Source organism: Rhizobium sp. 01N447_2, assembly GCF_056399245.1.
In genome coordinates, this window is record NZ_JBFTQY010000011.1 from 108,239 (window position 1) to 127,057 (window position 18,819).

At 60.9% G+C, this 18,819-nt stretch carries 19 protein-coding genes; 11 read left to right on the top strand and 8 right to left on the bottom strand.

Going from position 1 to position 18,819, the window contains the following annotated elements; genetic code table 11:
* Positions 1-222: 222 nt before the first annotated feature.
* On the top strand, positions 223-2,091 hold the full coding sequence (locus tag AC1ECN_RS09160; RefSeq protein WP_018074015.1) for a sensor histidine kinase: 1,869 nt from the start codon (positions 223-225) through the stop codon (positions 2,089-2,091).
* A gap of 4 nt (positions 2,092-2,095) precedes the next feature.
* Complete coding sequence (locus AC1ECN_RS09165; RefSeq protein WP_024319561.1) at positions 2,096-3,442, top strand: sigma-54-dependent transcriptional regulator; 1,347 nt, start codon at positions 2,096-2,098, stop codon at positions 3,440-3,442.
* A gap of 32 nt (positions 3,443-3,474) precedes the next feature.
* Here the strand turns inward: AC1ECN_RS09165 and AC1ECN_RS09170 are convergent, their stop codons facing one another.
* Positions 3,475-3,942: an Lrp/AsnC family transcriptional regulator gene (locus AC1ECN_RS09170; protein ID WP_003541645.1), complete on the bottom strand. Its 468-nt coding sequence runs from the start codon at positions 3,940-3,942 to the stop codon at positions 3,475-3,477.
* A 231-nt stretch (positions 3,943-4,173) separates the two neighbouring features.
* Between AC1ECN_RS09170 and trxB the strand changes: the two genes are divergently transcribed.
* A complete protein-coding gene (gene trxB, locus AC1ECN_RS09175) occupies positions 4,174-5,148 on the top strand; it encodes a thioredoxin-disulfide reductase (protein ID WP_003541649.1) in 975 nt (324 codons plus the stop codon).
* Positions 5,149-5,170: 22 nt separating this feature from the next.
* Positions 5,171-6,067 carry a LysR family transcriptional regulator VtlR gene (locus AC1ECN_RS09180; protein ID WP_018446649.1) on the top strand — a complete coding sequence of 299 codons (897 nt, stop codon included), beginning with the start codon at positions 5,171-5,173 and terminating at the stop codon, positions 6,065-6,067.
* 26 nt (positions 6,068-6,093) lie between these two features.
* Here AC1ECN_RS09180 and AC1ECN_RS09185 read toward each other — a convergent pair whose 3' ends face one another.
* Complete coding sequence (locus AC1ECN_RS09185) at positions 6,094-6,402, bottom strand: hypothetical protein (RefSeq protein WP_130661997.1); 309 nt, start codon at positions 6,400-6,402, stop codon at positions 6,094-6,096.
* 218 nt (positions 6,403-6,620) lie between these two features.
* Here AC1ECN_RS09185 and AC1ECN_RS09190 point away from each other — a divergent pair, with 218 nt between their 5' ends.
* The 4 genes from AC1ECN_RS09190 to AC1ECN_RS09205 all read left to right on the top strand — a co-directional run bounded on the left by AC1ECN_RS09190 (position 6,621) and on the right by AC1ECN_RS09205 (position 10,095).
* On the top strand, positions 6,621-6,914 hold the full coding sequence (locus AC1ECN_RS09190; RefSeq protein ID WP_018484589.1) for an ArsR/SmtB family transcription factor: 294 nt from the start codon (positions 6,621-6,623) through the stop codon (positions 6,912-6,914).
* A gap of 1 nt (position 6,915) precedes the next feature.
* The gene (locus AC1ECN_RS09195; RefSeq protein ID WP_024319559.1) at positions 6,916-8,082 is read left to right on the top strand and encodes an MFS transporter; all 1,167 of its coding nucleotides are present in this window, start codon (positions 6,916-6,918) and stop codon (positions 8,080-8,082) included.
* Positions 8,083-8,107: 25 nt separating this feature from the next.
* On the top strand, positions 8,108-9,232 hold the full coding sequence (locus AC1ECN_RS09200; RefSeq protein WP_477952796.1) for an alkene reductase: 1,125 nt from the start codon (positions 8,108-8,110) through the stop codon (positions 9,230-9,232).
* Positions 9,233-9,306: 74 nt separating this feature from the next.
* Positions 9,307-10,095 (top strand): aminoglycoside phosphotransferase family protein, encoded by a 789-nt coding sequence (locus AC1ECN_RS09205; RefSeq protein ID WP_477952798.1) that lies wholly within the window; start codon positions 9,307-9,309, stop codon positions 10,093-10,095.
* On the opposite strand, the gene AC1ECN_RS09210 is transcribed toward AC1ECN_RS09205, so the two are convergent.
* Positions 10,092-11,114, bottom strand: a complete 1,023-nt coding sequence (locus AC1ECN_RS09210; RefSeq protein ID WP_130672921.1) for an NAD(P)H-binding protein — start codon at positions 11,112-11,114, stop codon at positions 10,092-10,094. The genes AC1ECN_RS09205 and AC1ECN_RS09210 overlap by 4 nt on opposite strands.
* 95 nt (positions 11,115-11,209) lie before the next feature.
* Here AC1ECN_RS09210 and AC1ECN_RS09215 point away from each other — a divergent pair, with 95 nt between their 5' ends.
* Entirely contained in the window at positions 11,210-12,109 is a 900-nt protein-coding gene (locus AC1ECN_RS09215) for a LysR family transcriptional regulator (protein ID WP_130672922.1), read from the top strand.
* A 104-nt stretch (positions 12,110-12,213) separates the two neighbouring features.
* Complete coding sequence (locus tag AC1ECN_RS09220) at positions 12,214-12,729, top strand: GrpB family protein (RefSeq protein ID WP_477952801.1); 516 nt, start codon at positions 12,214-12,216, stop codon at positions 12,727-12,729.
* Here the strand turns inward: AC1ECN_RS09220 and AC1ECN_RS09225 are convergent.
* Positions 12,726-13,013 carry a DUF2188 domain-containing protein gene (locus AC1ECN_RS09225; RefSeq protein WP_018074005.1) on the bottom strand — a complete coding sequence of 96 codons (288 nt, stop codon included), beginning with the start codon at positions 13,011-13,013 and terminating at the stop codon, positions 12,726-12,728. The two genes, AC1ECN_RS09220 and AC1ECN_RS09225, sit on opposite strands and share 4 nt — an antisense overlap.
* 231 nt (positions 13,014-13,244) lie before the next feature.
* Between AC1ECN_RS09225 and AC1ECN_RS09230 the strand changes: the two genes are divergently transcribed.
* Positions 13,245-14,342, top strand: a complete 1,098-nt coding sequence (locus AC1ECN_RS09230) for a calcium:cation antiporter (protein WP_024319553.1) — start codon at positions 13,245-13,247, stop codon at positions 14,340-14,342.
* Between the two features lie 40 nt (positions 14,343-14,382).
* Here the strand turns inward: AC1ECN_RS09230 and AC1ECN_RS09235 are convergent, their stop codons facing one another.
* The 4 genes from AC1ECN_RS09235 to AC1ECN_RS09250 form a co-directional block, all read right to left on the bottom strand.
* A complete protein-coding gene (locus AC1ECN_RS09235) occupies positions 14,383-15,072 on the bottom strand; it encodes an LPS glycosyltransferase (RefSeq protein WP_018074003.1) in 690 nt (229 codons plus the stop codon).
* 95 nt (positions 15,073-15,167) lie between these two features.
* Positions 15,168-16,037 (bottom strand): hypothetical protein, encoded by an 870-nt coding sequence (locus tag AC1ECN_RS09240; protein WP_018074002.1) that lies wholly within the window; start codon positions 16,035-16,037, stop codon positions 15,168-15,170.
* A 47-nt stretch (positions 16,038-16,084) separates the two neighbouring features.
* On the bottom strand, positions 16,085-16,975 hold the full coding sequence (locus tag AC1ECN_RS09245) for a glycosyltransferase family 8 protein (protein ID WP_477952805.1): 891 nt from the start codon (positions 16,973-16,975) through the stop codon (positions 16,085-16,087).
* A 285-nt stretch (positions 16,976-17,260) separates the two neighbouring features.
* Positions 17,261-18,463 (bottom strand): pyridoxal phosphate-dependent aminotransferase, encoded by a 1,203-nt coding sequence (locus AC1ECN_RS09250; protein ID WP_130672923.1) that lies wholly within the window; start codon positions 18,461-18,463, stop codon positions 17,261-17,263.
* Positions 18,464-18,819 lie beyond the last annotated feature (356 nt).

Genomic DNA, 18,819 nt, shown 5'->3' on the forward strand with positions numbered 1-18,819 from the left:
TCCTCCTAATGGCTCGTCCGGAACGAACTCCGGCCTCCCGAGCCGTTCGCTTCAAGTCCAACAGCTCAGCCGTTGTTGGCATATCCTTTCGCAATCGCCGTGCCAGTTTCGCGCCCCGAGACAAACATTTGATTTTATTACAAAAAAATTTGCGGAGACTGCTGAGGGCTAATTAAGCAATGCGGAAATCCGCACAAATCCATTTGCGCTTCGTGCAGAAAAATGCACAAATCTGTTATGTCCGTGTCGCAGAAATTGTGGCCTTCCCTGCCCTTGCAGCACCGCATCCGCCGGATGTGGTGGGCCTATGCTGTGCTCGCCCTTGTCGCCGTCGTGGTCAGCCTGTGGGTAAGCGGCGAGATCGGCCGGCACCGGGCGGAGGCTGCCCTCGAGGAACAGGCCCGCATGGATGCGAGGCTGAATGCGGCTTTGCTGCGCACGGTTCTCGAAAAATACCGGGCGCTTCCCTTCGTGCTGTCGCAGGATACCGCGCTCGCCGCGGCACTGGCGGGAAACGATGCCGGCACGTTCAAGCAGCTCAGTCAGAAGCTTGAAATGCTGGCGGCGGGCACGAAGGCTGCCGTCATCTATGTCATCGACAAGGACGGCATCGCGGTTTCGGCCAGCAACTGGCGCGAACCGACGAGCTTCGTCGGCAATGACTACCGCTTCCGGGAGTATTTTCAGGGGGCGGCCGAACGAGGACAGGCCGAGCACTTCGCGCTCGGCACGGTCAGCAAGAAACCGGGTCTCTATATCTCCCAGCGGATTTCGGGCAGCCATGGCCTGCTGGGCGTCGTTGTCGTCAAGGTCGAATTCGACGACGTCGAGGCAGATTGGAACGCCTCGGGCACCCCGTCCTACGTCGTTGACGAGCGCGGGATTGTCCTCATCACCAGTCTTCCATCATGGCGGTTCATGACGATCGGCCGGATCGCCGAAGACCGGCTGACGCCGATCCGCGAAAGCCTTCAATTCGGCGATGCGCCGCTTCAACCCTTGCCCCTCGACATGGTCCGAAATCTCGGTGACGGGCTCGATGTCGTCGAGATCGTCATGCCGGGCGATGCCGGGAAAACCAGGTTTCTCGATGTCGCAACGTCGGTGCCGGCGACCGGATGGCATTTGCAGCATCTCGTGGCGCTGGGGCCGTCCGTCGATGCCGGGATTCGCGAGGCCCGGATGCTGGCATTGCTGATACTCCTGCCGCTGCTGGCCGGAGCAGCCTTCCTGTTGCGCCGCCGCCATGTGATCACCCTGCGGATCTCCAGCGAACAGCAGGCGCGGGAGGAACTGGAACGGCGGGTAGTCGAGCGGACGCTGGATCTCAGCCAGGCGCGGGACCGGCTGCAGGCTGAAATCATCGGCCACAAGAGTACGGAGCAGAAGCTGCAGGCGGTGCAACAGGATCTGGTGCAGGCCAACCGGTTGGCCATCCTGGGTCAGGTGGCCGCCGGCGTCGCCCATGAGATCAACCAGCCGGTGGCGACCATTCGTGCCTATGCGGATAACGCCCGCACCTTCCTCGATCGCGGCCAGACGGCGCCTGCCGGCGAAAATCTCGAAAGCATTGCGGCGCTGACGGAGCGCATAGGCTCGATCACCGAGGAGCTGAAGACCTTTGCCCGCAAGGGCCGCGGCAGCGCCGAACCAACCGGATTGAAAGACGTCATCGAGGGTGCGGTGATGCTGTTGCGCAGCCGCTTTGCCGGGCGGATGGATACGCTCGACATCGACCTGCCGCCCCCTGACCTGCAAGTGATGGGAAACCGGATTCGTCTCGAGCAGGTGCTCATCAACCTGCTTCAAAACGCCCTGGAGGCGGTGGCGCCGAAGGCCGGAGAGGGTCGCGTCGAGGTCACGACGTCCACTGATGCAGGGATGGTAACGGTGACGGTCGCCGATAACGGCCCCGGCATCCCGCCGGAGATCCGCAAAGGCTTGTTCACGCCATTCAATACCTCGAAGGAAAGCGGTCTCGGCCTTGGCCTGGTGATCTCCAAGGATATCGTCGGCGATTACGGCGGCCGGATGGAGGTTGCAAGCGATGGCGGCGGAACTCGGTTCACCGTTCAGTTGAGGAAGGCTTGAGGTCATGGACACACTGATGCCCGTTGCGCTGATCGACGACGACAGGGATCTGCGTCGCGCCACCGCGCAGACGCTCGAACTCGCCGGATTTTCCGTTTCCGCCTATGATGGTGCGAAAGCCGCGCTGGCAGACCTGCCGGCGGACTTTGCCGGCCCCATCGTCACCGATATCCGCATGCCGGAGATCGACGGACTGCAACTCTTCGCCACGCTGCAAGGCATGGATGCCGACCTGCCGGTGATCCTGATGACCGGCCACGGCGATATTCCCATGGCCGTTCAGGCGATCCAGGACGGCGCCTATGATTTTATCGCCAAGCCCTTCGCAGCCGATCGGCTCGTGCAGAGCGTGCGTCGCGCAAGCGAGAAGCGGCGGCTTGTTCTGGAAAACCGCATGCTGCGGAAAGCAGCCGAGGATGCGCAGGAGAATTTGCCGCTGATCGGCCAGACGCCTGTCATGGAAAACCTCAGAAACATCCTTCGGCACATCGCCGATACCGATGTGGACGTGCTCGTCGCCGGCGAAACGGGCAGCGGCAAGGAAGTGGTTGCCCAGATCCTGCATCAATGGAGCCACCGCCGGAAGGGCAATTTCGTGGCGCTGAACTGTGGCGCCCTGCCCGAAACCGTCATCGAAAGCGAGCTGTTCGGCCACGAAGCCGGCGCCTTTACCGGCGCCCAGAAGCGCCGCACGGGCCGCATCGAACATGCAAGCGGCGGCACGCTTTTCCTCGACGAGATCGAAAGCATGCCGGCCGCCACGCAGGTCAAGATGCTAAGAGTGCTGGAAATGCGGGAGATCACGCCGCTCGGCACCAACGAGGTGCGTCCGGTCGATCTTCGCGTCGTCGCGGCAGCCAAGATCGACCTCGGAGATCCCTCGGTGCGCGGGGATTTTCGCGAGGATCTCTATTACAGGCTGAATGTCGTGACGATCTCCATTCCGCCGCTGAGGGAACGCCGCGACGATATTCCGCTGCTGTTTTCCCATTTCGCCGCTCGCGCCGCGGAGCGCTTCCGCCGTGATGCGCCGCCGCTTTCACCCGATGTCCGCCGGCATCTTGCCTCGCACGCATGGCCGGGCAATGTCCGCGAGCTCTCGCATTATGCCGAAAGAGTCGTGCTTGGCGTGGAAGGTGGGGCAACGGCGGCTGTCTCTCCGCAGCCGACAGGCGAGACACTTCCCGAACGGCTGGAGCGCTACGAAGCGGAGATCATCCGTGACGCACTGTCGGCCAATGACGGCGACGTCCGCCGCACCATCGAGGCGCTCGGCATTCCGAGAAAGACGTTTTATGACAAACTCCAGCGCCACGGCATCAATCGGGGCGGCTATATCTCGCGCAAGTAGTTGGCGACAACGTTTGATCTGCCGAGGTCGGCTTAGACTTCCACCAGTCCGAGCTTCTTCACCTGCCGGATCGTCAGCATGGTGCGCACGGTATCGACATGTTCGTTCGCCGTCAGCACCTCGATGACAAAATCCTGAAAGCGGGTGAGGTTCTCCGCCACGCAATGCAGCAGGAAATCGCTGTCGCCGGAGACCATCCAGGCCTGGCGCACCAGCGGCCATTCGGCGGTGGCGGCGGCAAACGCCTTGAGATTGCCTTCCGACTGGTGCTTGAGGCCAACCATGCAGAAAGCAACGAGGTCGAAGCCGAGCTTCGGGCTGTTCAGCATCGCGTGGTAGCCCTCGATAATGCCGGCTTCCTCGAGCTTGCGCACACGGCGCAGGCAAGGCGGCGCCGAGATGCCGACGCGATCGGCAAGCTCCACATTGGTCATGCGGCCATCGGCCTGCAGCTCCCGGAGGATCTTTATATCGATGACGTCGAGTTCCGCACGCCCCACATCATTGCCTTTCTTTAATTCTCCGCGGGGAGCTTCTATATAAAGCCGCGGAATACGCAAGAAAGTTTCACCCCGATGACGGATTCTTGCATATCCGGGCGATCTGCCTTGTTGGTAACGCAAGGCTGCCCTTGAATAAAAGCATTGGACGTTCATAAATGGCGCATGGACCGCGAAACGGCCGCAATCGCCACTTAGCCGCCGCCCTCCTGCCAGTCGAAAGGAAATGACATGCCCGCCCGCCACACCAAGGTGCTCATCATCGGTTCCGGACCCGCAGGCTATACTGCCGCGGTCTATGCCGCGCGCGCCATGCTGAAACCGGTTTTGATCGCCGGTCTCGAACAGGGCGGCCAGCTGATGATCACCACTGATGTCGAGAACTATCCGGGCTTTGCCGATCCGATCCAGGGTCCCTGGCTGATGGAACAGATGCTGCAGCAGGCAAAACATGTCGGCGCCGAGATCGTCAACGACCTCGTGACCGAAGTCGACATGAATCAGCGTCCTTTCGTCGCCCGCACCGACAGCGGCCAGGTCTGGACCGCCGATACGCTGATCATCGCCACCGGCGCCAAGGCCAAGTGGCTCGGCATCGAGAGCGAGCAGCATTTCCAGGGCTTCGGCGTTTCGGCCTGCGCCACTTGCGACGGTTTCTTCTATCGCAACAAGGATGTGATCGTGGTTGGCGGCGGCAACAGCGCCGTCGAGGAGGCGCTCTATCTCTCCAACATCGCCAAGTCGGTGACATTAGTGCACCGCCGCGACTTCTTCCGAGCCGAGAAGATCCTGCAGGAACGCCTGTTCTCCAAGGACAATGTCAAGGTGCTGTGGAATACCGAAGTGGCCGAGATTACCGGCACCCCGGCCAAGCCGCCGATGCCGCAATCCGTTTCCGGCGCGCGCCTGCGCGACACCCGCACGGGCACGATCACCGACATGGTGATCGATGGCGTCTTCGTCGCGATCGGCCATGCGCCGGCAACCGAACTCTTCAAGGACAAGCTGAAGCTGAAGGACAATGGTTATCTCTGGACCGCGCCGGATTCGACCGCGACCAGCCTGGACGGGGTCTATGCCGCGGGCGACGTGACGGATGACACGTTCCGCCAGGCGATCACTGCCGCCGGCTTGGGGTGCATGGCTGCACTTGAAGCCGAGCGATACTTGACGGGCCACATGCCCGTCGCCGTGGCCGCGGAGTAAGATCGGCATGAGGGGTGGGGGAATGCCATTGGATTGGGACAAGCTGCGTATTTTTCACGCAGCTGCCGAGGCGGGTTCGTTCACGCATGCGGCGGATAAACTGCATCTGTCCCAATCCGCCATCAGCCGCCAAGTGAGCGCGCTGGAGCAGGATGTCGGCACCAAGCTGTTTCACCGCCACGCACGCGGCCTGATTCTGACGGAACAGGGCGAGCTGCTTTACCGCACCGCCCATGATGTGCTGCTGAAGCTCGAAACCGTGAAGATGCAGCTCACCGAGACGACCGAGACGCCATCCGGCAAGTTGCGCGTCACGACGACGGTCGGTCTCGGCCAGGGCTGGCTGACCGACAAGATCCAGGAATTCCTGCAGCTTTATCCCGATGTGCAGATCCAGCTGATCCTCGACAATGAGGAAGTGGATGTGAACATGCGTCATGCCGACTGCGCGATCCGCCTGCGCCAGCCGCAGCAATCCGACCTCATCCAGCGCAAGCTCTTCACCGTGCACATGCACGTCTATGCGGCCCCGTCCTACATCAACCGCCACGGCGAGCCGCAGAAGGTCGAGGACCTCGACAATCACCGCATCATCACCTTTGGCGAGCCGGCGCCGAGTTACCTGCTCGATGTCAATTGGCTTGAGGTCGCCGGCCGCTCCTCCGACAACAAGCGCATCCCGCATCTGCAGATCAACAGCCAGACCTCGATCAAGCGCGCCGCCCTGCTCGGAATCGGCGTCGCCTGCCTGCCGGATTACATCGTCGGCCGCGACCCCGGCCTGATTCAGCTGGCGATCAATGCCGACGTCCCCTCCTTCGACACCTATTTCTGCTATCCCGACGAGATCAAGAACGCCGCTAAGCTGAAGGCCTTCCGCGATTTTATCGTCAGCAAGGCGAGAAACTGGAACTTTTAAGCCCGGTTTTATTGATAAATTGCCGACTATGCAGAACGTGCATGACTGGCATGCACAAATGAGGGTTGCGGTTTGCCCAATAAACCACCATATCGCACATAGCTGATGCACATGGTGGCTTTTCCTCCCAGTTCCACCGCATTAGCTGTTCCCCTCTGGAGGTTTTTGACCTTCACACTTATAAGGGCCCTGGTTTTCCAGTGGCCCTCTTTTTTTGTCTTTGCTTCCTTGATAAATGCCGCACCGCAAAAAAATTGTGCGACGCATAGCAGGCATGCACAAAAAAGCATTGAAACCTGCTCAAGGAAGCACCATATCTCTCTCAGCTGATGCATCTTGTGGTTTCTCTCCCAGTACCACCGCATTAGCTGTTCCCCTCTGGAGGTTTTTGACCTTCACAATTATAAGGGCCCTGGTTTTCCGGTGGCCCTCTTTTTTTGCCCAAAATTTGCGCATTCACTAAAAACCATTGCCTCACGCCTCCGTGATTTGCATATCGAAGTCTGACGATCAATATATCGATTAAACACGATTTATAGTTCGGCGAACAACGATGGACAAAGACGAAATTATCAAGGCGCTCGCCCATCCCACCCGGATGGACATTCTGAGCTGGCTGAAAAACCCCGAGGAACATTTCCCCTCGCAGGAGCATCCTTTCGAAATGGGCGTTTGCGCCAGCCAGTTCGAGCGCTGCGGCCTATCGCAGTCGACGGTCTCGGCCCATCTCGGCACGCTGCATCGCGCCGACCTCGTCACCACCAAACGCGTCGGCCAGTGGATCTTTTACAAACGCAACGAAGAAACGATCGCCGCCTTCCTCAAGCAACTGACGCAGGATCTTTAGAATGCCCCTCGCCCTCCTCGTTCTCGCCTTGAGCTCGTTTGCGATAGGCACCACCGAATTCGTCATCATGGGTCTGTTGCCGGAGGTCGCCACCGATCTCTCTGTGACCATCCCGCAGGCCGGATGGCTGGTCACCGGTTATGCCCTGGCGGTCGCGATCGGTGCCCCTGTGATGGCCGTTTTGACCGCGAAGCTGAAGCGCCGTACCGCCCTGATTGCGCTGATGGCCTTCTTCATCGCAGGCAATTTGCTTTGCGCTCTGGCGAGCGACTATTGGGTGCTGATGATCGCCCGTGTTGTGACGGCACTCTGCCACGGCGCCTTCTTCGGCATCGGCTCGGTGGTTGCCGCCGGCCTCGTCGCCGAAGACCGCAGGGCCCGCGCCGTCGCGCTGATGTTCACCGGCCTGACGCTCGCCAATGTTCTCGGCGTGCCGCTTGGCACCGCGATCGGCCAGGCCTATGGCTGGCGCGCCACCTTCGGCGTCGTCACCGTCATCGGCATCGTCACCATATCAGGCCTGATCGCCATCCTGCCCAGGGATAAGCAGCAGGAAAACGGCAGCATCCTGCGCGAGATCGCAGCCCTCAGGAACGGCGGCCTGTGGCTGGCGCTCTCCACCACTGTCTTCTTCGCCGCCTCGATGTTCGCCCTCTTCACCTATATCGCGCCGTTGCTGCGCGACGTCACCGGCGTGTCACCGGAAGGCGTCACCTGGACGCTGTTCCTGATCGGCCTCGGACTGACCATCGGCAACCTCGTCGGCGGCAAACTTGCCGACTGGCGCCTCGGCGCGACGCTTGCCGGCGTCTTTGCCGCGATCGCCATCACCTCGATCGCCTTCAGCTATACGAGCCGCTTCTTCATCCCGGCTGAAATCACCCTTTTCCTCTGGGCGATGGCAAGCTTCGCCGCCGTGCCGGCACTTCAGGTCGGCGTCGTCGGCTTCGGGAAGGACGCCCCGAACCTGGTTTCGACAATCAATATCGGCGCCTTCAACACCGGCAATGCGCTCGGCGCCTGGGTGGGCGGCCTGGTCATCGACGCCGGCTTCGATCTCACCCGCGTTCCGCTCGCTGCAGCCTTGATGGCCCTGATCGGCCTCGGCGCGACGGCGCTCACCTATCTCTCCGCCAGGGGCCGGGCCGCCCTCGCCCCTGCCGAGTGATCCTCCCGCAAAAGAAAGGACCATCATGGCCAAGCTTTTCGAACCCACGAAAGTCGGCGACATATCAGTCAAGAACCGCATCGTCATGGCGCCACTCACCCGCAACCGTTCGCCGGGCGCAATCCCCAACGACCTCAACGTCGAATACTACCGCCAGCGCGCCACATCAGGCCTGATTATCACCGAAGCAACCGCGATCACCCATCAGGGCCAGGGTTATGCCAACGTGCCTGGTCTCTACAGCAAAGAGGCTCTCGACGGTTGGAAGCGCGTCACCGACGCCGTTCACTCGGCCGGCGGCAAGATCGTCGTCCAGATGTGGCATGTCGGCCGCATCTCGCACACGACGCTGCAGCCGAACGATGGCAAGCCGGTTTCTTCGACCAATCGCGTCGCCAAGGCCAAGACCTATCTGGTCAATGCCGACAGCACCGGCAGCTTTGCCGACACCTCCGAGCCGCGCGCGCTCGAAACAGCCGAAATCCCCGGCATCATCGAGGATTACCGCAAGGCTGCCCGGGCGGCGATCGACGCTGGCTTCGACGGTGTCGAGATCCACGGCGCCAACGGCTACCTGCTCGACCAGTTCATCCGCGACGGCATCAACGACCGCACCGACCAATATGGTGGCTCGATCGAAAACCGCACCCGCCTGACCTTCGAAGTCGTCGATGCCGTGGTCAAGGAAATCGGCGCCGGCCGCACGGCGATCCGCATCTCGCCGGTGACGCCGTCCGGCGAAAGCTACGATTCCAATCCGCAGGTGACCTTCACCCATGTCGTCGAAGGACTGGCCAAATACGACCTCGCCTATATCCATGTCATCGAAGGCCAAACCGGCGGCGAGCGCGACYACAAGCAGGGCGACAATCCCTCCTTCGATTACAAGGCACTGCGCCAGACTTATGAAAAGGCCGGCGGCAAAGCCGACTGGATGGTCAACAACGGCTACGATCGCGATCTGGCGATCGACGCCGTCGAAAGCGGCCGCGCCGATCTCGTCGCCTTCGGCAAGCCCTTCATCGCCAATCCCGATCTCGTCGAGCGCCTTGAACACAACCTGCCGCTCAACACGCCCGACCAGTCGACCTTCTACGGCGGCACCGGCAAGGGCTATATCGACTATCCCATCCTCGAAAAGGTCGCTTGAACCTTTCACACGCAAACGCGAATCCCGCCGAGAGGCGGGATTTCCATTTTCACGACGTCTCGGTAACTTGCACCATGTTTAGTTCCCATCTTGATCGCTGGTCGCTGATTGCTGACGGCGAGCCCATCATTACCCATTCCAGCCGCCTGCTGCCGGTCCTCTGGCGGGACAGGCCCGCCATGCTGAAAGTGGCGGCAGATATCGACGAACGATACGGCGCGCTTCTGATGCAGTGGTGGGACGGTGACGGCGCAGCCTATGTCTACGCCCATGAGGGCGACGCCGTGCTGCTGGAACGGGCGACGGGAAAACGCTCGCTGCTTGCCATGGCGATGAACGGCGAGGACGATGAGGCAAGCCGCATCCTCTGCGGGACGGCGGCACGGCTGCATGCGCCGCGCGAAAAACCGCTTCCCGATCCCGTGCCCCTCACCCGCTGGTTTCGCGATCTGGAGCCGGCAGCAGGCAAGCATGGCAGCACGCTTGCCGATTGCTCGGCGATCGCCAACGTCCTCCTTGYCGATCAGCGTGATGTCACCATCCTCCACGGCGACATCCATCACGGCAACATTCTCGATTTCCAGGCGCGCGGCTGGCTGGCGATCGATCCGAAGCGGCTGTACGGCGAGCGCGGCTTCGATTTCGCCAATATCTTCGCCAACGAAGAACTGCCAACGATCACCGATCCCGCCCGTTTCCGCCGCCAACTCGCCATCGTTTCAGCGGAGGCGAAGCGACTGCTGCAATGGATCGCCGCCTATTCCGGTCTTTCCGCCGCCTGGTTCCTCGGTGATCCGAATATTCAGCAGGCAGAAACGGCCATGACGGTCGCCCGGATCGCGCTGGCCGAACTCGAGAGCTAACCCGCGTTCTGCGACGGGTGCCCGACAAAGGCAGCCGCCGTGTCACGACGCGGTTCGGGCAGGCAGCCAAGCGCCACGAGCGAAGCCCTGACCGCCTCGTCGATCGGCGTCTGCGGTTCCCCGCCGAGTTCGGCCGTAAGCCTGGTGTTCCGCATCCGCACCGGCACCTTCCAGAGATAGCGCATCTCCTTGATCTCCCGCATCACAGGAACGAAGAGCGCCGCCAGCGGCACGATCCACCAGGGAAAGTTGCCGATCTTCGCCTTACCGCCGACGACGCGCTTGATCGCTTCGGCCATCTGCATGCCGTCCGCATCCCAGAAGCCCTCCATATGATAGACGGCGAAGGCCGGCAGCCGATCGGCCCGATCGACGAGCTGGGCAATGGTTTCCGCCATGTCGGGCAGGTAGGCCCATTGATGGCCGATGCCGCGCCGTGCCGGGTTCCTGATCGTGCCGACCGGCTTGCCTGGCGTCACGAGACCGGACGAAAACCAGCTGTTGGCCGTGGTGCCTGGACCGAAGAAATCCCCTGCCCTGACGATGATGGCGCCGGCACCGGACTGCGAGGCCGCCTTCAGCCGCTTCTCCATTTCGACGCGGATCGCCCCCTTCTTCGTCACCGGATGCTGCGGGCTTTCTTCCGTCGGCGTCGGCAGGGCATCGGGACCAAAATTATAAACATTGCCCGGCAGCACGATTCGCGCGCCGACGGCGCGAGCAGCGGCGATGGTATTGTCGAGCATCGGCAGCACAAGCGTTTCCCAGTCGCGGTAGCCAGGTGGGTTGACGGCATGGACGATCAGGCCGACGCCTTCAGCCGCCTTCAGGACGTCGCCGGCATTCATCGCATCGCCCTGCACCCAGTCGAAGGCTGGCTCGTTCCTCGACACCTTGGCGGCATCACGATTGAGCGCCCGGATGCGCCAGCCGCGCGCAAGCAGCTTGCGGGCCACCGCGCCGCCGATACCGCCGGTGGCGCCGAGAATGAGGGCCGTTGTCTTCATTTCGCTGTTCATGACAATCATCTCCTTCGATGGAATCGAGAGGATCATGCCATCAGAGGGATATAAACGAAATTGACGAAAGAAATGCATCTGCTATACGAAAATATATGAACTCTGAACCCAGCTGGGATTTCTACCGCAGTTTCCTGACCGTGCTCCGACAGGGATCGCTGTCGGCCGCCGCCCGCGAACTGGGGCTGACCCAGCCGACCATAGGCCGCCATGTCGACGCACTGGAACTGGCGATCGGCGCCGAACTCTTCACCCGCTCACCGAATGGGCTGCTGCCAACGGACGCCGCACTGGCGCTGAAGCCTTACGCCGAGACGCTGGCGGCAACCACGGCCGCCCTTTTACGCACCGCATCCGGGCAGCGCGAGCGCGTGGCTGGAACGGTCAGAATCAGCGCCAGCGAGGTCATCGCCGTCGAAGTGCTGCCCGGGATTCTCGGACCGCTGCAGGAAACCTATCCCGAACTGCAGATCGAGCTCTCCGCATCCGATACGATCGAGGACCTGGTGAACCGCGAGGCCGATATCGCCGTGCGCATGGCGGAGCCGCAGCAGGCTGCACTCGTCGTGCGCCGCATCGGCGATATCCCGCTCGGCTTTCACGCCCATCGCCGTTATCTCGAACGATACGGCATACCGCAAACCCTGGCTGACCTCGCAAACCACCGGCTTATCGGCTTCGACCGCCAGACGGCCTATGTCCGCATGGTGATGAAACGCTATGCGGTGCCCGGCATCGAGTTCTCCTACAGGACCGACAGCAATCTTGCCCAGCTTTCCGCAATCCGCGCCGGCGTCGGCATCGGCATCTGCCAGAGAGGGCTCGCGCGTGAAAATCCCGACCTTGTTCACATCCTGCCTGATGCCTTCAGCCTACCGCTCGGCACGTGGGTGGCGATGCATGAGAGCCTGAAGTCTTCGCCGCGCTGCCGCGCTACCTTTGACGTATTGGTCAAGGGGCTTCAGGACTATCTCCGATATTCGACCAGCGCATAATCGCAATAATCAGAATCGATTTTCGCAAAGAATCATGCGCAAATTTCGAAGCGATAGAGCCTCCTTAACGCGTCTTATCGGACGTGCACCCCAGCGGGATGCAAATGACAAAGCACCATGCGGTTGAACTCGTGCCCTGCGATCCGCAATGGCCACAAGCCTTCCAGCGCATCCGCGGCAGGCTTCTGGCTTTGCTGCCGCAGGTGTTGTTCATCGATCACATCGGCAGCACGTCCATACCGGGCATGATCGCCAAGCCGCTCRTCGATATCGACATCGTTCTTCCCGGCCCCGGGCATATCGAGGACGCCACACGGGTGCTTCTGGCCGAAGGCTACGAGCCGCGCGGCAACCGCTATGACGACGATGTCTGGGCTCTTCTATCGAGAGGTTCGGTGCCGGCGGAACGGGTCTACCTTTGCCCGACAGGCAACGGCACGCATCGAAACAGGCTGGCTTTCCGGGATTACCTCATCGCGCATCCACTGGCGGCGGCCGATTATGCCGCACTCAAACGCAGGCTGGCAGCCGAATTCCGGATGGACGGCGACGGCTATACTGCGCATAAGCGCGAATTCGTCGATGCGATCGTCGCGCGGGCATTGGCGGGAGATGGTTAGTTTCCGATGCCTTGCGAGGCCTCGGCCGTGCGATCCTTCCACTGGCCGTCCACCACCTCGGTTTCCGGCCGGTCGCCGCCCTCGGCATATTCCTCATGCCACTTGCCGTTCTCGTCCTGCCAACTGATCTCGGCGGAATCGCCGCCGACCTGCTGTTCGGCCGCGACGATGCGTGCAGCTTCGAGCGCCTCGGCATGGGTCGGGAATGCCTCGGAATAGACACCTCCCAGCCTGTAGGCCCAGCCGCCGTCATGCGGCACGACTTCGTAGACCACCTTGATCATGCATCCGTCTCCTCATCTTCTTGTTGCGCATTCGCACGCTTCCGGACAGGATCCGGATCATCGCGGCCGCTTGACGAGAATTCGAGGACGCCGCGATCTGCTTTCCGGCCCCGATGACGTTCAGTATTCCATTAAACGCCGAAGACTGCAAATGGCACTCGACCGGGGCTTACTTGATAGGCGAAATCAGTGACTTAGATAAAATGCATGAATCTGAACCGGAGCAGAGGCTTGGGGATCGCGTCACGCTTTAAAGAGGAAAAGTTTCTGGTCGCCGCACTTGTCGTTGCGGCGATTGCCTATCTCTTGGAACACGCAGTGATCGAGATGGGGCGAGGCGTCGCGCTGATTGCCGCTGCTGCCCTGGTCGGCACCATCGTGCTCGCCTCGATCCGTGTTGCCCATCATGCCGAGCTGCTCGCCGTCAAGGTCGGCGATCCCTACGGCACGATGATCCTGACGCTCTCGGCTGTTGCCGTCGAAGTTATCATCCTCGCCATCATGATGAGCGGCGAGAGCTCGCCGACGCTGGTACGCGACACGATCTATTCGGCCCTGATGCTCGATATCAACGGCATTCTCGGCCTGGCCGCCCTGCTCGGCGGCCTCAAGCACGGCGAACAGCCCTATAACGACAATTCCGGCAAGACCTACGGCGTGATGATCCTCACCGCCATGGGCATCTCGATGATCGTGCCGGAATTCGTGCCCAGCGACAAATGGCACTATTATTCCGCCTTCACCATCGTCGCGATGATCGCGCTTTACGGCCTCTTCCTGCGCATGCAGGTTGGCCAGCACAGCTATTTCTTCAGCTACAGCTATCCGCGCTCCGAACGAAAGAAGGAAAGTCCGGACGAGCATGGCCCCGACGAGTCGGCCGCGATTTCGATCGCCACCATTCTCGTCGGCGTCGTCATCATCGGCCTGCTGGCGGAGTTCATGGCGGCCTTCATGACCGAAGGCCTGCGCGACAGCGGCGCGCCGATCGCGGTGACCGCCGTGGTCGTCGCGGCGATTTCGGCCGCACCCGAGATCCTGACCGCGTTGAGGGCGGCACTCAGGAACCGCATGCAGGCGACGGTCAACATCGCCATGGGCGCCTCGCTGTCGACGGTCATCCTGACCGTGCCCGTCATGGAAGCGATCGCGCTCTATACCGGCCAGCCCTTCATGATGGCGATGACCCCGGTACAGACGGTGATGGTCGCGATCACGCTGATTGCGGCCGCGATCAACCTCAACGACGGCGAGACCAACGCTATCGAGGGCATGACGCATTTCATCCTCTTCGCCACCTTCGTCATGCTGACCGCGCTGGGGCTTTGAAGGCTCCCGCCCCCGCGGAGAAAGGGAAAGAACAAGCTGTTTAGGCGGGCTGTTGGGCGAAGAGCAGGCGTTCGCGGGCTGCGAACCATTCCTCGGCGTAATCGTCGTTCTTGTATTCCTCGAAATACGGCCCGCCATCGGTGAAATGGACGTTCTTGGCGTCTTCGCGGTAGTCGTATTCATTGACGAGGTAATTCCACGTCACCGGCAATTCGCCTATGAGGTCTTCATTCTCCAGCCATTTGAACTGATGCAGTTGCAGCCCGGTCGCGGTATTGACGTAGTTGGGCGTCAGTGCGCGGCATTCGTCATTGTTGAAGAGGATGAAGCTCGACCAGTTCTTCTTTTCGTACTTGGTCTGCGCCTGGCCGAGGAACTTGGTGTCGATCTTCGGCTGGTAATCGTGTTTGACGCACATGACGGCGTAACGCCAGTCGCGCAATGCCCAAAGCTCGGCGATATCGGCACGCATCAGCATGTCGCAATCCATGAAGATGCTCCAGCCCCCGTAACCGCTCAGATAGGGAGTCAGGAAACGCGAGAAGGAGAACTCCGTGGATTGCAGCGCGTTGCGCTGGCGGGTGAAAATCCCGCCAAGATTGGAGAGCGCAATGGGCGAGAACTCGACCGGGATCGACGACTTCTCGATGATGCTCTGCACGAGAACGTGGTAGGCAACCACTTCCTTGGGATCGAATCCCACGAAAATTCGGACGTTCTGTTGTTCCATTGCCCACCTCGATCGCCAGTATAGAGAGATGAATTGATTGGTATCGGAAACAGCGTTTTTGGCCACCCACGCCTGTTAGCAAAGGCCTGCGACAGTCATCCCTGCGACTTTTCGAGAAAACGCTGCTTGCGGGTTTTCGGTTTGAACCGCCGAAAGAAATTGTCGACGGCGCGGATGAATTTAGTGACTGACATCAGCCTGTCGATCTGGCTGTTCGTATTGTCGAGCCGCTCCGACAAGACCTCAGCCGCAGTCATCGCGATCTCGATCGGCGGCACCTCAGGAAACCGTTTGGCGAGCGCCGAATAGGGGCTGGCATTGACGCCGCCCACCATCGAGATCGACCCCATGCGCGCAAAGAGACGCAGGAAGATCTGCTCGAACGTCCAGTCGTGCACGTCGAACACCTTCCACTTCTCGCTCCGCTTCGCCGAAAAGCCGGCAAGCAGGATCTTGCCCGGCAGCTGCAGATCGCCGAGCCACAGCGCTACCGCAAAGCCGCTCGTCGCGATCTTGCCGATCGGATAGAGATCGGCGAGCATTTGTGTCAGATCAAGGTGACGGGCCTTAGCGCCTTCGAAGCAGCTCTTTTCGCTGAGATTTTCCTCGGCGGAGACCCGGATGTTGACGACGCCGAGGAAATCGTCGCCGCCAAAGAAGCGCAAGACATCCGCCGCTTCGCGCCGATGGACGATATGGGCGCCCATCACGTCGCTGCGGGCAACCAGCATGGAATGGCCGACGAAGGGTTCGTCGAGCACCTTATAGACCTTGTTGAAGAAGACGTAGAGCGCCGTCTCCGGCAATTCGCTCCGCAGCCGTTCGAGATCGACCGCCTCGCTGTTTGCTACCAGCACGACATGGGAATAGCCCGACAATAGCGCCTTCCACGCTTCCGGCGTCAAGAAATTGAAGCCGCCATCCGGAGCGGTCGTAGCCTTGTTATCGCTGGGGATTGCTTCCATATCGCCTCACATGCACTTTCCAAGGACGATGCGCTCTGCCCGCCTTACTAGTTGTTGCTGAAATAGGCGCGCGTTCGTGCCACCCGCGTCAGCCCGCCGAGGCGCTTCCCCAAATGCGAGAGGAAACCCGCAACCCGGCCCGCCATCGACGGCTGCCTGCAGAAAGAGGCCCACGGTGTATTGCCGAGATCCTCGATATAGTGCTTGGCCATCCGCCGGTGCACCCAGGGCACGGTGGCCTGCCACGGCTTTTTCCGGCCGGTAAAATGAAGGATCGCCGGCCGGCCGACGAAGGGCAGCAAGCCCGTCTGCGTGTTCCAGCGCGGATCGAGCACCAGCCAGTCGCCGTCGAAAGTGACATTCAGCGCATCCTGGTCGTTATTCTCGAAAAGATGCGACCGCTCCTCGAAGATCTCCCGTGTCCTGGCAAAAAGCTCCCTCTCCCGGCAGGCCGACCAGTCGAACAGCAGCACGCCGGCATTGAAGTAGCGGCCATCCTCACGCATGCCGATCTTCCGCTGTCGCGCACCGGCCTTCTCAGGAAAGGCCATGACATAATCGTCGACCGCAGCAAGGGCTTTGCCTTGAAGATTTCTCGTGAAGAGTTCGTCGACCGGCGAAACCGCCAGCACATCGGCGTCGAGATAGAGCAGGCGCTCGATATGATCGGGTATATGCAGATCCATGTAGAGTCGCGCCAATGTCGCACCCGACCAGCGGCCCCGCGCCTGCAGCGCCGTATCCGGCGTATTGTAGGGCAGCACCCTGATCGCCATGTCATGCAKCCGCGCGAAATTTTCCACATCGGCGATCTCGTTCGGCTTGAGGTCGATGCCGAGAAGCAGGAACTCTACGGCAGGACCTAACAGATTGCGCTTGACGGAAAGCAGGGTGCAGCAGGCGGCAGGCAGCATGTTGACATCTGAACAGACGATCACGGCACTCTGCTGCAAAATCCCGGCCTCCCGAAGCGACAACTTCAACTTGATGCCGGATATCTAGTTGGTTTGATGCCAACCCGCAACCGCAGATCAGCCGCCGGACCGTCACTCTGCGTCACGTTTTGAATCCGATTTCAACGGCTTGCAAGGCAAAGCGGAATCAACTCCGCAGCACGTTGAATCGGGATGTGAGCGATAATCGCAGCGCCAGTCCAACGTCGCAGCAAACAAAAAGGCCCGCCGTCGCCGGCAGGCCTTCGATCGGTGTTTTTGAAAACCCGCTTACTTGCAGGCGCCGCAGAAGCGCTGGATGCGGCGGCAGGCTTCCTCGAGCAACTCTTCCGAAGTCGCGTAGGAGATGCGGAAGTTCGGGCCGAGGCCGAAGGCCGAACCATGAACGACGGCAACGCCTTCGGATTCCAGCAGTTCGGAGACGAAATCCTCGTCCGTCGCGATGACCTTGCCTGACGGCGCCGTCTTGCCGATCAGGCCGGCGCAGGACGGATAGACATAGAAGGCGCCTTCCGGCACCGGGCAGACGATCCCCTTGGCCTGATTCAGCATCGAAACGACGAGATCGCGACGGCCTTCGAAGATCTTCTTGTTCGCAGGGATGAAGTCCTGCGTGCCGTTCAGCGCTTCGACAGCCGCCCACTGGGCGATTGACGTCGCACCCGAGGTCTGCTGCCCCTGGATCATGTCCATGGCCTTGATGAGCTGGATCGGGCCGGCCGCATAGCCGATACGCCAGCCGGTCATCGCATAGGCCTTGGAGACGCCGTTCATCGTCAACGTGCGGTCGTAGAGCTTAGGCTCGACTTCCACAGGCGTGACGAACTTGAAGTCGCCATAGGTCAGGTGCTCGTACATGTCGTCGGTCAGCACCCAGACCTGCGGATTCTTCATCAGCACATCCGTCAGCGCCTTCAGCTCGTCCTGTGTATAGGCCGCCCCCGTCGGGTTGGACGGAGAGTTGAAAATGAACCACTTGGTCTTCGGCGTGATCGCCTTTTCGAGATCGGCCGCCTGGAGCTTGAAGTTATGCTCCTGGGTGGCCGAAACGAAAACCGGCGTGCCGCCGCACAGCGCCACCATCTCAGGATAGGAAACCCAGTAAGGCGCCGGGATGACGACTTCGTCGCCGGGGTTCAGCGTTGCCATGAAGGCGTTGAAAAGGATCTGCTTGCCGCCGGTGCCGACGATCGTCTGCTCCCAGGAATAGTCAAGGCCGTTCTCGCGCTTGAACTTGGCGGCGATCGCCTTGCGCAATTCCGGGATACCGGAAACCGGCGTGTACTTCGTTTCGCCGCGGTTGATCGCGTCGATGGCGGCCGTCTTGATATTATCGGGCGTATCGAAATCCGGCTCTCCTGCGCCGAGGCCAATGACGTCACGTCCTTTTGCTTTCAGCTCGCGCGCTTTCTGGGAGACGGCGATGGTGGCTGAAGGCTTCACACGGGAAAGAGCATCGGCAAGGAAAGCCATGATAACGGTCCTAATGGTTGAAACGGGCAGAAAGCCGGGACCGGAGTTCTGCGGTTAGCTCTATGTCCAATGTATGACGGCATTTCAAGCGGAAAGGCGTCATGGTGGCATGATTCTTATTGATCGGTTCGCCGCGCCGCCCGCCCGGCATGCCGCGCCCTTGGGAGAGGCTTGCGTCACGCGGTCGAAAGGCCATTCGCAGATCTTGAATCAATCTCTGAAGTCATCCGGATTTATCCCCTGAAATCAGAGGCATCGTCGAATTCGGCCATCGCCACGAATAAGCCGCAACAAATGCCGCGCCACGCCGCAATTCGGTCGCGAGCGCGCCGAGATCGAAGCCGCATCATCCGGCA

Bases quoted from the DNA above. Each gene is read 5' to 3' on its own strand.
- AC1ECN_RS09160 (WP_018074015.1), top strand. From the start codon at position 223: ATGCACAAATCTGTTATGTCCGTGTCGCAGAAATTGTGGCCTTCCCTG.
- AC1ECN_RS09165 (WP_024319561.1), top strand. From the start codon at position 2,096: ATGGACACACTGATGCCCGTTGCGCTGATCGACGACGACAGGGATCTG.
- trxB (WP_003541649.1), top strand. From the start codon at position 4,174: ATGCCCGCCCGCCACACCAAGGTGCTCATCATCGGTTCCGGACCCGCA.
- AC1ECN_RS09180 (WP_018446649.1), top strand. From the start codon at position 5,171: ATGCCATTGGATTGGGACAAGCTGCGTATTTTTCACGCAGCTGCCGAG.
- AC1ECN_RS09185 (WP_130661997.1), bottom strand. From the start codon at position 6,402: ATGCATCAGCTGAGAGAGATATGGTGCTTCCTTGAGCAGGTTTCAATG.
- AC1ECN_RS09190 (WP_018484589.1), top strand. From the start codon at position 6,621: ATGGACAAAGACGAAATTATCAAGGCGCTCGCCCATCCCACCCGGATG.
- AC1ECN_RS09195 (WP_024319559.1), top strand. From the start codon at position 6,916: ATGCCCCTCGCCCTCCTCGTTCTCGCCTTGAGCTCGTTTGCGATAGGC.
- AC1ECN_RS09210 (WP_130672921.1), bottom strand. From the start codon at position 11,114: ATGAACAGCGAAATGAAGACAACGGCCCTCATTCTCGGCGCCACCGGC.
- AC1ECN_RS09215 (WP_130672922.1), top strand. From the start codon at position 11,210: ATGAACTCTGAACCCAGCTGGGATTTCTACCGCAGTTTCCTGACCGTG.
- AC1ECN_RS09225 (WP_018074005.1), bottom strand. From the start codon at position 13,013: ATGATCAAGGTGGTCTACGAAGTCGTGCCGCATGACGGCGGCTGGGCC.
- AC1ECN_RS09235 (WP_018074003.1), bottom strand. From the start codon at position 15,072: ATGGAACAACAGAACGTCCGAATTTTCGTGGGATTCGATCCCAAGGAA.
- AC1ECN_RS09240 (WP_018074002.1), bottom strand. From the start codon at position 16,037: ATGGAAGCAATCCCCAGCGATAACAAGGCTACGACCGCTCCGGATGGC.
- AC1ECN_RS09250 (WP_130672923.1), bottom strand. From the start codon at position 18,463: ATGGCTTTCCTTGCCGATGCTCTTTCCCGTGTGAAGCCTTCAGCCACC.